Origin of the sequence: Microbacterium sp. LMI1-1-1.1 (assembly GCF_040815675.1) — a bacterium.
Classification (GTDB): domain Bacteria; phylum Actinomycetota; class Actinomycetes; order Actinomycetales; family Microbacteriaceae; genus Microbacterium.
Genome location: NZ_JBFPNN010000008.1, coordinates 737760 through 751186, shown reverse-complemented (window position 1 = coordinate 751186; position 13427 = coordinate 737760). Strand labels below are relative to the sequence as shown.

Sequence of the window (13427 nt, the reverse complement as noted above, 5' to 3'; positions counted from 1 at the left end):
TCACCAGCCGTGGGCGTTGAACCACGCGCGTCGGCGGTCCGCGTCGGCGCGCGTGGCGTCGCCGCGCCAGGAGTCGTGCTCCGCCAGCCGTCCGTCGTCGGTCAGCGGGGCGAACGCCCAGCACACCGGGCAGAGGGCGCGGCCGTCCGGGAACCCGTCCTCCAGTCGCGCAGCCGGCTCCGCCGGGGAACCGGAGCCGGGGCACAGCGGCGGGTCCGCCTGGACGTCGCTCCACATGAGCGATCCGCCGCGGCGGTGGTGCAGGCCGCGGTGGTCCTTCTCGCGGGTGCAGATCTCTCCGCGACGCCGGCTGAGGCACAGGCGGCGGGCGGCACCGGGCAGAGCGGCGAGAGAACGCGTCACAAAACGATTCTCTCCTCCCGGGGGCTACGCGGCGCCGGCCTCGCGACGGGGCGCAGCGTCGGACGCCGGGCGCTCGACCGCGGGTGCGGACGTGTCCACCACGGGCGGCCGACGGCGGCGGGGCCGCAGCGGCGGCAGGTGCGCGATGCGCACGGGACGGTTGGGTCCGGTGGGGGTGGGGTCGGCGGTCATCTCCGACCACCACCGGTGCGACTGTGCAGCATGTCGTCCTCCTGGTCTTCCGACCATGCGTCATGGACCGGCTGCGGCCGAGGGGGTTGACAAGCGGATCCACACGATCCGTCGCATACCCTCCGGGGGTATCATGGATGCCATGCACGGGTACGAGGGACGCAAGGACGAGCTGCTCAAGCGCCTGCGCCGCGCCGAAGGTCAGGTGCGCGGGATCGCGCGCATGATCGAGGAGGACCAGTACTGCATCGACGTGCTGACGCAGGTCTCGGCGGCGACCAAGGCGCTCGAGACCGTCGCCCTGTCCCTGCTCGACGACCACCTGTCGCACTGCGTCGCCGAGGCGGCCGCCCAGGGCGGGCCGGTCGCCGAGGAGAAGCTGCGCGAGGCGAACCAGGCCATCGCCCGCCTCGTCCGTTCCTGACCCCCGAGGAGAATCCCATGACCGAGACGACCCGTGAACTCCGCGTCGAGGGGATGACGTGCGATCACTGCGTCCGCGCGGTCACCGCCGAATTGTCCGCGGTCGAGAACGTCGCCGCCGTCGCAGTGGACCTCCGGGCCGGAGCGACCTCCGTCGTGCGTGTCACGACCTCCGGACCCGTCGACGACGAGACCTTGGCGGCCGCGGTCGACGAGGCCGGCTACACCCTGGCCTGAGACCTCCGCCGGGGCGTCAGACGCGCCGGCGCAGGACGGCGTCCACGGCCGCGTGGAACGTGAGGTGCTGCGCGACCTCGACCGCACGGTCGTAGCGCGGACCCCCGAGGGCGACGAAGATCGAGCCGACGACCTCGACGTACCCGACGATGTAGCCCCCGCTGGCCACCTCGTAGAGGTCCAGATCGACGCGCGTCCAGGGGATCTCCGTGATGGCCGGGCCGATCGGCGCCGACGCGGCGGCCTTGCGCGAGACCTTCGAACCCTGACGACTGAGCGGGGCTTCCATGACCATGTGAGGACTCCTTGCGTCAGGGGGTGACCTCAGGATGCGCGGGAAACGTGCGCACCGCTCCGGGCTTGACGGCCGGGGGCTCAGGCGGTAGCGCGCACCGGACGGCCCCGCCGGGGACGCTCGTCCGAGACCCCGAACGGCTCCGCGCCGGCCGCGAGCTCGCCGACCTCCGCCAGCCACCGCAGATCGGCCTCGAGCCGGGCACGCCGCGCCGCCCGCACGATCGCCACCGTCGAGGCATCCCCCTCCGCCTCCTCGGCGACCCGGGCGAGCTCCGCCTCGACCGCCGCCCGTTGCGCGGACAGGATGCCGCCCACGTCGGCACCGGGGAGGGTGACGGCCAGCGCGATCTTCAGGGCCGTCTCATCGCGCCCCTCGGGCAGCGAGGGCGTCGCGAGCCAGTCGCGCACGACGGTGGAGCCGGCGGGGGTGAGGCCCCACAGCACATGGCCCTCGTCGTCGATCCCGCGCCCCTCGGCCAGCCCGTCGCGCTCGAGTCGCTCGAGGGTGGTGTACACCTGCCCCACGTTCACCGCGCTTCCGGTGCGCCGCGTGTACTCGGCGCGCAGCTGCGACCCGTAGCAGGGCGCGAGCTCGAGGATCGCGAGCAGGCTCTGGCGCACCGTCATGCGGCCTCCGGTCCGGTCGGGAAAAGACTCACCGAGTATATGGTTCCTCTCCCCTGCGTCCCCCGCGACGCGCCCCGGGGGTTGTCTCGACGCCGAGAAAGCCCTCGCCGAGCGTCTCCGGGCCCGGCGTAGCATGTGGTCTGACCACACAACGGACGGGCGAACGGAGACGACACGTGGAGTGGCTGGACCCTCTTCTCCTGGCACGGTGGCAGTTCGGACTGACCACCCTGTACCACTTCCTCTTCGTGCCCCTCACGCTGGGGATGTCGCTCATCGTCGCCGTGTTCCAGACGGTCTGGTACCGCACCGGCGACGTGCGCTGGCTCCACCTGACGCGATTCTTCGGGAAGATCTTCCTCATCAACTTCGCGATGGGCGTCGTCACCGGCATCGTGCAGGAGTTCCAGTTCGGCATGAACTGGTCGTCCTACTCCCGCTTCGTCGGCGACGTGTTCGGCGCCCCACTGGCCTTCGAGGGCCTGATGGCGTTCTTCCTCGAGGCGACGTTCATCGGGCTGTGGATCTTCGGCTGGGACAAGCTCCCCCGCCTCGCCCACCTCGCGAGCATCTGGATCGCCGCCCTGGGCGCGACGTTCTCCGCGTACTTCATCCTCGCGGCGAACGCCTTCATGCAGAACCCGGTCGGCTACGACATGTCGGCGGACGGATCGCGCGCCCAGCTCGTCGACTTCTGGGCGATGCTGACCAACCCCGTCGCCCTCGCCGCGTTCCCCCACACGATCTTCGCGGGCTGGATGTTCGCCGCCATGGTGGTCGTCGCCGTCTCGGCATGGCACCTCGCCCGCAACCAGAACGTCGAGCTCATGCGCAAGACGCTGCGCTTCGGCCTGTGGTCGACGGTCGTGTCGTTCGTGCTCGTCGCCCTCGCCGGCGACCAGCTCAGCCTCGTCATGGTGGCGACCCAGCCGATGAAGATGGCGGCCGCCGAGGCGACCTTCAACACGGTGTGCGGTCAGGACGCCTCGTTCTCGATCTTCACCCTCGGCACGCCGGACGGCACGAGCGAGCTGTTCTCGATCCGCGTGCCCTTCCTCCTCAGCATCCTGTCGACGCACTCCCTCGACGGCTGCGTCGAGGGCATCAACGACCTCAACACGATGTACGCGCAGGAGATGTTCCCGCAGTTCGCCGATCAGGTGGACGGCAACTTCGCCCCGGTGCTGTGGGTCACCTACTGGGCCTTCCGCTGGATGATCGCCCTCGGCGGCCTCGCCGCCCTCGTCTGCGTCGTCGGCCTGTGGGTGACGCGCAAGAAGGCGACCCGCCCGGTCGCCCCGTGGATGTGGCGCGTCGCGATCTGGGCCGCCCCGCTGCCGATGATGGCGAGCCTCGTCGGGTGGGTGTTCACCGAGATGGGCCGTCAGCCGTGGATCGTCTTCGGACTCATGCTCACCGAGGACGGCGTCTCGCCGAGCGTCCCGGGCTGGACCGTCCTGCTCTCGCTCGTCGCCTTCACCCTCGTCTACCTCACGCTCGCGATCGTCGAGTTCGGCCTCATCAAGAAGATGGCCCAGAAGGGCCCCGACCCGCTCCCGGACCCGGATGCCGCGCGCGAGCCGGACTCCATCGAGAACACCCCGACGACGGTCTACTAGGAGGACGCCATGGATCTCGCTCAGCTCTGGTTCTGGATCGTCGCGTTCCTATTCGTCGGCTACTTCGTGCTCGACGGCTTCGACTTCGGCGTCGGCATGTCGCTGCCCTTCCTCGGCAAGGACGACATCGCGCGCCGCCAGGTCATCAACACCATCGGCCCCGTCTGGGACCTCAACGAGACGTGGGTCATCGTCGCGGGCGCGGCCCTGTTCGCCTCGTTCCCCGAGTGGTACGCGACGCTGTTCAGCGGCTTCTACCTGCCGCTGCTGGTGATCCTCCTCGCGCTCATCGCCCGCGGCGTCTCGTTCGAGTACCGGCACCAGCGGGACTCCCTCCGGTGGAAGCGCACGTTCGACCGCATGATCGTCGCCGGCTCCGCGCTCCCCGCCTTTCTCTGGGGCGTCGCCTTCGCGAACATCGTGCAGGGGGTCCCCCTGGATGCCGACCACGAGTACGCCGGCACAGTGCTGACCCTGCTGAACCCCTACGCGCTGCTGGGCGGCCTGACGACGCTCCTGCTGTTCTTCGTCCACGGCGTGTACTTCGTCGCGTTGAAGACCGACGGCGAGGTGCGGACCGCCGCCCGCGCCCTGGCCAAGCGGGCGGGCGTCGTCACCGTCCTCGTCGCCGCGGGATTCCTGCTCTGGACCGTGGCGCGCGCCGCGGGCGCCGAGGCGCCCCTGCTGCCGGCCGTCGCCGGCGCGGCCGGGCTCGCCGCCCTCGCCCTGATCGGGTCGGTCCTGGCCAACCTGCGCGACCGCGAGGGGACGGCCTTCACGCTCGGCGCGATCACGATCGTCGCCGCGGTCGCGACGCTCTTCTTCGCGCTGTTCCCGAACGTCATGCCCTCCACCCTCGCCCCCGGGTCGGGCCTGACGATCGACAACGCCTCCAGCTCGGACTACACCCTGACGATCATGAGCTGGGCGGCGCTCGTCTTCCTGCCGCTCATTCTCGGCTACCAGGCGTGGACCTACTGGGTCTTCCGCAAGCGCGTCACCCGCGCGCGCATCGAGAAGGCCGCGCTCGTCGCCCACTGAGGGGCGGGGCGTCTGAGAGGATCGACGGCGTGACGGGCGCGGGTGCGGAGGTGGATGCCGCCGACGCACCGCCCCGCGAGCGGATGCGTCCCGTCGATCCCCGTCTCGTGCGGTACGCCACGGCGGCGCGCGGGTTCCTCGCGACGACCGCCGCCATCGTCCTGGCCCAGACCGGTGTCGTCGTCGGCGTGGCCTGGGCCCTGACTACCGCCCTGGTCGGCGCGATCGACGGACGACCGCCGGCGGAGCTGGGCGGATACATCGGGATGGCGGCATCCCTGGTCCTGGTGCGCGGCCTGCTCATCGTCGCGTCCGAGCGCGTCGCGGCCCGAGGGGCGGCCGCCGCGTCGCTGCAGCTGCGCGCCCGCCTGACCGAGGCGGTCGCCGTCCTGGGGCCGCGGTGGCTGAGCGGCCGGAACGCCGCGTCGCTCTCCGTGACCGCCGGGCACGGGCTGGACGCCCTGGACGCCTATTTCGGGCGTTACTTCCCGCAGCTCGTGGCCACGGCGATCACGATGCCGATCCTCATCGGCGCGATCGCCCTCGCCGATCCCCTGTCGGGCCTGACGGTGGTGCTGACCGTCCCGCTCATCCCGATCTTCATGGTGCTGATCGGCCTGGCCACCCGCGCGGTGCAGCAGCGGCAGTACCGGACGCTCGGGCGGCTCGCCGCGCGGTTCTCCGACACGGTCGAGGGGCTCGGCACGCTGAAGGCGTTCGGCCGGCAGCATCGCGCGGCCGACGCGATCGAGACCGTCACGCGGGACTACAAGCGCGAGACGATGACCGTGCTGCGGGTGTCGTTCCTCTCCGGCTTCGCCCTCGAGTTCCTGGCATCCATCTCGGTCGCCATCATCGCCGTGACGATCGGCTTCCGGCTGTTGTCGGGCGACCTCGACCTCCTGGTGGGGCTGTTCGTGCTGCTGCTCGCCCCCGAGGCCTACCTCCCCCTGCGTCAGGTCGGGGTGCAGTTCCACGCGGCGAGCGAGGGCGTCGCGGCCACCGACGAGATCTTCGACGCGCTCGACGCGGCGCGCGCCACGACGGCCCCGGATGCCGCGGCCCCGACGACCGGCCGGACGCTCTCGCTGCACGACGTCCGCGTGCAGCGCGGGGCGCACCCTCTGCGGCCGGTGTCGCTGACGGTCGGGCCGGGAGAGGTCGTCCTGTTGAGCGGGCCGAGCGGCGCGGGCAAGTCCAGCCTGCTCGCCGCGGTGCTCGGCTATGCGGCCTACGACGGCGAGATGCGCCTGGACGGGACGCCGGTCGCGCACGCGCGGGCGAGCGTGGCCTGGGCGGGGCAGCGTCCGGGCCTGGTGACCGGGACGGTCGCGGACAACGTCGCCCTGGGCGCCGCCGCCCCCGACGACGCCGCCGTGCGCTCGGCGCTGGCCGACGCCGGAGCGGCCGACGTGCCCCCGGCGACACCGCTCGGCGCCGGCGGCGCGGGACTGTCCGGCGGACAGGCGCAGCGGGTCGCCGTCGCCCGCGCCCTCTACCGCGCCCGCACCACCCCGGCGCGAATCCTCCTCCTCGACGAGCCCTCCAGCGCCCTGGATGCCGCCACCGAAGCGCACCTGTGGGCGACCCTGCGGCGCGAGTCCGACGCCGGCGCCGCCGTCCTGCTGGTGTCCCACCGCCGCAGCGCCCGCGCCGTCGCCGACCGCGTGGTGGAGGTGGTCCCGTGAACGCGCGGGTCCGCGGCATCCTGAGGTCCGCCCTGCCCTCCCGTCGCCGGTTCGCCCCCGCCGTCCTGTCCGGCTTCGGCACGGCCGCGAGCGCCGTCGCACTCCTCGCGGCGAGCGCGTGGCTCATCGCGCGCGCGGCGGAGCAGCCGCTGGTCATCTACCTGTCGATGGCGGTCGTGGGCGTCCGGGCGTTCGCCCTGTCGCGCGGGGTCTTCCGCTACCTCGAACGACTGACCTCGCACGATGCGGCCCTGCACCAGCTCGCGGGGGTGCGCGCCGACCTCGTGCGCACCCTCGTGCCCGTCGCCCCGGACGGCCTCGCCCGCTCCCGGCGGGGCGGACTGCTGTCGAGCGTCGTCGACGATGTCGAGGAGCTGCAGAACCTGCCGCTGCGCGTCGTGCTGCCGCTCGTGACCGCGGCCGTCACCGCCCTGGGCGCCGTCGTGTTCACCGCGTTCGTGTCCGTCCCGGCGGCCCTGGTGCTGCTCGGCTGCCTCGCCGCGGCCTTCGCCGTGGCCGTCGCGCTCGGCTGGGCGGCGGGAGCCCGGGCGGAACGTGCCGTGGCGCCGCTGCGGGCCGCCGTCGCGGACGCCGTGCACGACCTGCTGACGGGCCTCGACGTGCTCACCGCCTACGACGCGCTGGACGCCGCCCGCGCCCGCGTGGCCGACGCCGACGCCGCGCTCCGCCGGGCACTCGTCCGACGCGGCACCGCGCAGGGCCTCACCGCCGGCGGGGTGTCGGTCCTCGCGGGGGCGGCGTCGCTCCTGGCGCTCCTCGTCGCCGCGCCGGGCGTGACCGGCGGGACGCTCACGGGGCCCGGACTGGCGGTCGTCGTGCTGCTGCCGATGGCCGTGTTCGAGGTGTTCGGACCGGTACCGCTCGCGCTGGCATCCTGGCGCCAGGTCCGCGCGTCGGCCGAGCGGATCGCCGCCGCCGTCCCGGAGGACGTGCCGGAGGGGCTCCCCCGCGACGAGCCCGCGCCCACCGGCGAGGCTGCCCCGCTGGGGGCGGGGCTGGAGCTGCGCGACGTCCGGGCGCACTGGCCCGCGCGCGGCGCCGGCGACGCCGACGACACGGGGCGCATCGTGGACGTGTCCCTGCGGGTCGGCCCGGGCGAGCGGGTGCTGGTGACCGGTCCGAGCGGCGCGGGCAAGACGACGCTCGCCCACGTGCTGGTCCGCTTCCTCGACTACCGCGGCTCGTACACGGTCGGCGGCGTGGAGGCGCGGGACCTGTCCGGCGACGATCTGCGCCGCACGGTCGGCCTCGTCGAGCAGACGCCGTTCCTCTTCGACGAGACGATCCGTCAGAACCTCCTCTTCGCCCGCGAGGACGCCGACGACGCCGACCTGACCGCGGTGCTGTCCCGGGTCGGACTGGACGCCTGGGTCGCCGAGCGCGGGGGGCTCGACTCGCGGGTGGGCGACCGCGGCGCGCTCGTCTCCGGCGGGCAGGCGCAGCGCCTCGCCCTCGCGCGGGCCGTGCTGCGCGGCTTCCCCGTGCTCGTGCTCGACGAGCCGACGGCGGGAGTGGATGCCGCCGCCTCCGACGCCCTGCTGCGCGACCTGCTCGGCGCGGTCTCGCGGGAGCAGGCGGTGGTGCTCGTGTCGCACGTCGACGTGCCCGCGGGCCTCATCGACCGCGAGGTGCGGCTGGAGGCCGGCCGCCTCGCCTGAACCCCCCTCGAGCCCTCGGGATCTTCACGTGAGAAGTAGCAGCGAGACTCCGCCGGCCACGATGCCGCCGACGGCCCCAGCGATCCACGCCCCACGGCGCGGACGTCCTTCTGGCCGCAGAGCGACGACCAACAGAGCTGTCACCAGCGCACCACCGCACGCCCACAGCCACATCGCAAGAAAAGGCGGAGCCGTACTGGCGAGGGCGATCGTGCTGTAGCCGGTGAAGGCGGTGGCGATCAACCGGAGCACGGCACGGTGCTGCACGAGCGTCAGCACCGTGGCCGCTGCGCCGGTGAGGTGCAGCGCGAACGGCAGCACGTTCTGGGGCCCGACGGATGCCACGATCACGGGCAACAGCCCGAGCACGGCTCCCAGGCGCGTGCACGCCAGCACGACGGCGAGCGACGTGAGCGTGTCGTGCCGCAGCCGCGAGATCACGTCCCCGCTCACGGGTACGGCAGCGGTTCTGTGAGCAAACCCTCGCCGATGGGTTCGGCTCGGAACCCGGCGTCAACCGGCACGGTCTGATACCGCGGATGCCCGAGGGCCGGGGTCTGCGGCGGATACGGCTGCGCGAGCTCAGGGATGTAGCTTTTCCAAATTCGCGTCTGCGTGAGGTCGCGGTGGCTGAAATCGAACATGATTGGGTCGATCCCCCGCTTCTGCAAGGAGAAATGCAGACGTGCGACGGGATCGGGGTCGGCCCCGTCGACGATGTCGTACAACTCGCTGAGAAGCACCTTCCCGCCACCGCGGAAGTACCAGTCGGTGCGGCGGGCGTTCTGGGGGTAGCCGTAGAACGTGATCGCCTGAACGAAGCGCAGGAACTCATGCGGCTCGGCATCCGGGTGGATGCCGAAGAGCCGCTCGAATGAGGCGCGGAATTGCCAGTTGTCGGTCTGCTGACAGATTCGGAGGGTGCGCTCGGACTGCGAGTACTCCCCCAGGGCCGAACGCATCGCGGCATCCGGACTCGGTCCGATTCCTCCCCCGGCGTTGTAGGTCATCTCGGGCAGCCACTCGTCGAACTGCACCGCGGTAATCACTGGGAACTCGCGGAAGTCCAGGTTCTGCAGGAAGAACTTCGGGGCTCCGACACCATCGTGGAGTCGGTCGACGGCGCGTTGGAGGCGGCGGTCGCGCAGGGGCACGTCGAGCACGATCTCGTCGAGCGGCACCCGAGCGTGCCACCGGAGATTGACCGCGTCGCGCTCAATCAGTTCGTCGAGGGCGTGAAACACGGCCTTGTCAGTCGAGACATGGCACGCGAGCCCACCGCTGGGGGCGAGCCCGATGAGCGGTTCCCCGGGCTGCCGATAGTAGGTGAACAGCACGAGCTGCGCAGGCACCCACACCTCGTCGCACGTGTACAGCCGCCGGCCGGGGATCCACCCGAGGTGATCATCGTCGCCCCACCGATCGAAGAGGAAGTGCGGGTCGGCATACTGCGCCTCGGAGAAGAGCGGGATGTCGTCGGCACCGAGGCACACACGCCCTTGACGCTGCATCTCGCGGCGGGTGCCGTAGGCGAGGCGGTCGGCCCACTGCAGGAACGCGAACGATCCGAGGACCCGTTCGACGCCCTCGCCCATCGCCGATACATACGCATTCGGGAGGTCGAGACCCTTGCCGCCGCCGTAGACCTGCGAGCTGTATCCCGAGTTGAGACCCGCCACCCCGAGCACCCGGCTGACGATGTGATCGAAATCGAAGTACTGCCCGTGCGCGGTATGTAGGTGGGCACCCGACGCCGCGCGGAAGTACGTCGTCAGCAGCCGGATGAACCCGTCAGGCGAATGGAGCGACTCGATCTCCGCCAGCGACCGTTCCTCGTCGCGCGTCAACGTGGCCGCGGCCACGGGCCGGCGACGGTTCCAATGCGTCTCTTCGAGGCGTACGGATGTCATGAACTGCGTCCTTCCCAATCGAATGTGAGCGTTGTCGCGACGACGACGACAACGGTGGAGAGGGCCAGGGCGATGAGTCGGGCGGGGCCGACCTCGCCGTAGCCGCTGTAGGTGAAGACGAGTAGGTCGTTGGCGATCGCGAGGGGATTCCACTGGACAATCGCCTGCAGCCAGTCGGGGAAGGACTGTCGGGGCAGGGCTGCTCCGCTCGAAAAGAACATCACGAAGAACACCGCCGCGGACACCACCTGTACGCTGCGCATCGGTAGACGGAGACCGCCGAGGAACATCCCCCACGCCACCGTTACCACGAGTACTCCGAGCGCCGACGCCAGAAACATCGGCCAACTCGCCGTCGACGACAAACCATAGAGTGCGAGAGTGACGACGACGAGGCCCACGAGCGAGACGGCCAGAGTGGCCGCGGCCGTGACGAACTGAGCCCCGAAGAACACCGCCGGGTGGAGAGGAGAGAGTCGATACCGCTTGAGCGCGCCGCGGGAGCGATTCTCGGCGACGTGGATGGACAGCCCCATGATGCCGACATTGGCCGCGGTGACAGCGACCATCGAAGCCATGTAGGTGTCGATGAACCGGACGCCCGACGCCACCTCGTCGGTCGCGCCTATGGAGCCGACGAACAGCAGCAGGATCAGAGGGAAGGCGAGCGAGAAGAACATCGCCGTCGGCTCGCGTGCGAAAAGGCGTAGTTCAACGCCGACGAGGGCCCGAAGTGAGCGGATGAGAGACGTCATGCGGGTGTTCCTTCGTCGGTCGCGACGCCCCCCAAAAAGGCGATGTCGCTAAGATCCGTGCGTCGCAGCGTGGCGCGGACCCGCTGAGCGGATGTCAGCGCCTCGTACGCGGCGCGCAGTTCGTCGACCGGCCCGTAGATTCGCGCGCTGCGGCCATCGCTGACCGCAGACGCCGTCGGCAGCGACGAAATAGCGTCGATACCCGTGAGGCACCATTCGTGCGGGAGTGCTGCCAAAAGGTCCGCCGGGGTGCCGGCGGCGATCGTGCGCCCGCGCGACATCACGACAACGCGGTGCGCAACCTCGGCGGCGACCTGCATGTCGTGGGTGGTCACCAGCATCCCGACTCCGGTCGATGCCCGGTCGGTGAGCAGCCGAAGGATCTCACCGTGACCCTCGGGGTCGAGCCCGGCGGACGGCTCGTCGAGGATCACGAGGCGCGGGTCGTGGATGAACGCGAGAGCGAGAGCCGTACGACGCTTCTGGCCACCGCTCAACGTTTCAAAAGGCCGGCGAGAGAACTCCTCGAGTCCGAGCCGTGCGATGAGGTCGCCATCCGGAGTCCCGACACCGTAAATCGCTGCGTAGAGGAGCACCGCTTCGGCTACGCGGATGCGACCGGGAAGCCCCTCCTCCTGCAACTGCACCCCGAGCATCTTGGCGCGTTCCCGGCGCGACCCTCCGGTGTGGCCGAAGAGCTCGATCCGGCCGGCATCGGGCAGCCGCAGGCCCTCGACGCACTCGATTAGCGTGGTCTTGCCCGATCCATTCGGGCCGACGAGACACACGATTTCTCCGGCGCACCTGGAGCGAAGCGTCGAGCACGGCATGCACCGACCCGTACGTCTTGCCCAGGCCGCGGACCGCCAGCAGTGGGACGTCGCTCATCCTGTGGTTCCTCTCATCGCGAGACCCTCTCCGAAGCGGCCCTCAGTGCCGCTAACGCCGCACTCTCGTCGAGCGCAGCCGCCCCGGGCGCGCAGCCCGCCCCGGGAGCCCCCGACCCCGCGCGAAGGTCGTGGCCACGGGCATACAGCTCGTGTATCGCTTCGCGGCATCGTTCGAGCCCCGCGGCGGCCTCGCGTTCGCCCGCGCGATCGAGCACAGGAATGCCGAGGTGCAGGGCCGCCTCCCGCCCGCCCATCCGCAGAGCGCCCGGTGCGCGCAGTGATAGCAGCCGATCGTGGTAGGGCAGAGCGATCGCCGCCGCGCTCAGCTGTGGCGACCATACGAGCGCGCGCAGACCCGCCTGCCGTTCAGCCGCGGTCAGCAGGGGGACGACGGGGATGCCGAGGGCGGAGACCCGATCGACCGCTCGGGCCACGTCACTCAGACTCGCTCGGCCGACGGCGCGAAGGACTTCGGCCATCGATTCCGGCGGGTCGTCAGCCCTGTCGCCCGCCACGAGAACCTTCAGCAGGGTGGGCAGCGACTCCCAGGTCGCTTCGGCGGACGGATGGGCGGCGGCGAACCGCACCGCCGAGTGCGACGGACGAAGCGCCAGCCCCAGCCCACGATCGCGGGCGAGGCCGGCGATTCGGTGCAGGTGATCGCCGACCGAGGCGCCGAGGCAAACCCATCGCAGCCCTAACCGGGCGAGACCATCGAAGACGTCGCCGTCGCACCGAGATGCCGGCCACCACCCCTGCGGTCCGCGTGGCTTGGTCTCGATCCACTCCCCGCCCCACTCGGTCGAGCCGGGGCGGGCGCTCTCACCGACGCTGTGACTCTGCTCGTCGTACTCTCCCGCAAACAGCCACCAATCGAGAGAGACACCCAGCCGGCGGGCGACGACAACCCCGGCTTCGCGCTCAGCGGTGATCGTGCTCGTGACGACATCACGCAGCGAGCCGTGCCGTGGTGATCGGAGGTACCCCTCCCCCGTGGCGTGGACGTCAACAGGCAAGACGCACCCTCCGTCTCCGACGAAGTCGGTGGAAGACCAGCGCCTGAAACACCAAGTGCGTCGCGATGGCAGGGACGATCGAGCCGCAGACGACGGTCTGCACACCGAGGAGGATTCCGCCCGCCGTTTTCGACACCACCGACGGCGCGCCGAACGAGATGTGGTGCAGGCCGAAGAGCGCGGCCGACAGCGCCACGGCTGCGAGGACTCCCCACGCAGCGGCGAGGCTGCCGAGCAGCATCCCGCGGAAGATCAGCTCTTCGGTCACCGCTGAGGCGATCGCCAACGACCACCACAGGACCGGTCGGCGAACGACCCCGGCCACCTCGTCCACGACGGAGCTGGCGCGGCTCCCGGGGCGCTCCATCGCCTGCGCGCGCACATGCGCCGAGGAGATCGCCAACTCGATGACGTACCAGGTCATGGCCGCCGGGATCGCGATCAGCGAGGCGAGCGCCACCGATGGCACGGCGTCGATGCGCAGCGCAGCGAACGGGTCGAGGAAACCAGCGGACGTCAGCGCGACGGTCGCGACGAGCAGCACACCCACGTAGACAACGGCTCCGTGCTCCTCGACCACCGGCCTCAGCCACCACACCCCGCCACGGGCGATGAGGTCGAGCACCATCATCACAATTCCGAACACAGCGAGCACGCCGACGGTCGCGCCGATCGACTCAAGCGGGCCCG

16 protein-coding genes are annotated in these 13427 nt (G+C 71.1%); 6 read left to right on the top strand and 10 right to left on the bottom strand.

What is annotated here, in order from left to right:
• Positions 1-363 (bottom strand): hypothetical protein, encoded by a 363-nt coding sequence (locus tag MRBLMI1_RS13125; protein ID WP_367733607.1) that lies wholly within the window; start codon positions 361-363, stop codon positions 1-3.
• A 24-nt stretch (positions 364-387) separates the two neighbouring features.
• A complete protein-coding gene (locus MRBLMI1_RS13120; protein WP_367733606.1) occupies positions 388-555 on the bottom strand; it encodes a hypothetical protein in 168 nt (55 codons plus the stop codon).
• Between the two features lie 142 nt (positions 556-697).
• Here MRBLMI1_RS13120 and MRBLMI1_RS13115 point away from each other — a divergent pair, with 142 nt between their 5' ends.
• Together MRBLMI1_RS13115 and MRBLMI1_RS13110 are read left to right on the top strand one after the other, a co-directional pair.
• The gene (locus tag MRBLMI1_RS13115) at positions 698-979 is read left to right on the top strand and encodes a metal-sensitive transcriptional regulator (protein ID WP_367733605.1); all 282 of its coding nucleotides are present in this window, start codon (positions 698-700) and stop codon (positions 977-979) included.
• A gap of 17 nt (positions 980-996) precedes the next feature.
• Positions 997-1215 carry a heavy-metal-associated domain-containing protein gene (locus tag MRBLMI1_RS13110; RefSeq protein WP_367733604.1) on the top strand — a complete coding sequence of 73 codons (219 nt, stop codon included), beginning with the start codon at positions 997-999 and terminating at the stop codon, positions 1213-1215.
• 16 nt (positions 1216-1231) lie between these two features.
• On the opposite strand, the gene MRBLMI1_RS13105 is transcribed toward MRBLMI1_RS13110, so the two are convergent.
• Both MRBLMI1_RS13105 and MRBLMI1_RS13100 read right to left on the bottom strand, forming a co-directional pair.
• Positions 1232-1510, bottom strand: a complete 279-nt coding sequence (locus MRBLMI1_RS13105; RefSeq protein ID WP_367733603.1) for a hypothetical protein — start codon at positions 1508-1510, stop codon at positions 1232-1234.
• Positions 1511-1590: 80 nt separating this feature from the next.
• Positions 1591-2139 (bottom strand): PadR family transcriptional regulator, encoded by a 549-nt coding sequence (locus tag MRBLMI1_RS13100; RefSeq protein WP_367733602.1) that lies wholly within the window; start codon positions 2137-2139, stop codon positions 1591-1593.
• Between the two features lie 176 nt (positions 2140-2315).
• Here MRBLMI1_RS13100 and MRBLMI1_RS13095 point away from each other — a divergent pair, with 176 nt between their 5' ends.
• The 4 genes from MRBLMI1_RS13095 (at position 2316) to cydC (ending at position 8166) form a co-directional block, all read left to right on the top strand.
• Complete coding sequence (locus MRBLMI1_RS13095; RefSeq protein ID WP_367733601.1) at positions 2316-3758, top strand: cytochrome ubiquinol oxidase subunit I; 1443 nt, start codon at positions 2316-2318, stop codon at positions 3756-3758.
• Positions 3759-3767: 9 nt separating this feature from the next.
• Positions 3768-4799 carry a cytochrome d ubiquinol oxidase subunit II gene (cydB, locus tag MRBLMI1_RS13090; RefSeq protein WP_367733600.1) on the top strand — a complete coding sequence of 344 codons (1032 nt, stop codon included), beginning with the start codon at positions 3768-3770 and terminating at the stop codon, positions 4797-4799.
• Between the two features lie 83 nt (positions 4800-4882).
• Entirely contained in the window at positions 4883-6487 is a 1605-nt protein-coding gene (cydD, locus tag MRBLMI1_RS13085) for a thiol reductant ABC exporter subunit CydD (RefSeq protein ID WP_367733693.1), read from the top strand.
• Positions 6484-8166, top strand: a complete 1683-nt coding sequence (gene cydC, locus MRBLMI1_RS13080; protein WP_367733599.1) for a thiol reductant ABC exporter subunit CydC — start codon at positions 6484-6486, stop codon at positions 8164-8166. The genes cydD and cydC overlap by 4 nt, the downstream gene beginning before the upstream one ends.
• Positions 8167-8190: 24 nt before the next feature.
• Here cydC and MRBLMI1_RS13075 read toward each other — a convergent pair whose 3' ends face one another.
• The 6 genes from MRBLMI1_RS13075 to MRBLMI1_RS13050 form a co-directional block, all read right to left on the bottom strand.
• Complete coding sequence (locus MRBLMI1_RS13075; RefSeq protein ID WP_367733598.1) at positions 8191-8619, bottom strand: hypothetical protein; 429 nt, start codon at positions 8617-8619, stop codon at positions 8191-8193.
• A complete protein-coding gene (locus MRBLMI1_RS13070; protein WP_367733597.1) occupies positions 8616-10076 on the bottom strand; it encodes a YcaO-like family protein in 1461 nt (486 codons plus the stop codon). The genes MRBLMI1_RS13075 and MRBLMI1_RS13070 overlap by 4 nt, the downstream gene beginning before the upstream one ends.
• Entirely contained in the window at positions 10073-10831 is a 759-nt protein-coding gene (locus MRBLMI1_RS13065; protein ID WP_367733596.1) for an ABC transporter permease, read from the bottom strand. Before MRBLMI1_RS13065 ends, MRBLMI1_RS13070 begins: the two co-directional genes overlap by 4 nt.
• Positions 10828-11619 (bottom strand): ABC transporter ATP-binding protein, encoded by a 792-nt coding sequence (locus MRBLMI1_RS13060; protein ID WP_367733595.1) that lies wholly within the window; start codon positions 11617-11619, stop codon positions 10828-10830. Before MRBLMI1_RS13060 ends, MRBLMI1_RS13065 begins: the two co-directional genes overlap by 4 nt.
• A 113-nt stretch (positions 11620-11732) precedes the next feature.
• Positions 11733-12737, bottom strand: a complete 1005-nt coding sequence (locus MRBLMI1_RS13055) for a hypothetical protein (RefSeq protein ID WP_367733594.1) — start codon at positions 12735-12737, stop codon at positions 11733-11735.
• Complete coding sequence (locus tag MRBLMI1_RS13050) at positions 12727-13392, bottom strand: CPBP family intramembrane glutamic endopeptidase (RefSeq protein ID WP_367733593.1); 666 nt, start codon at positions 13390-13392, stop codon at positions 12727-12729. The genes MRBLMI1_RS13055 and MRBLMI1_RS13050 overlap by 11 nt, the downstream gene beginning before the upstream one ends.
• Positions 13393-13427: the final 35 nt, after the last annotated feature.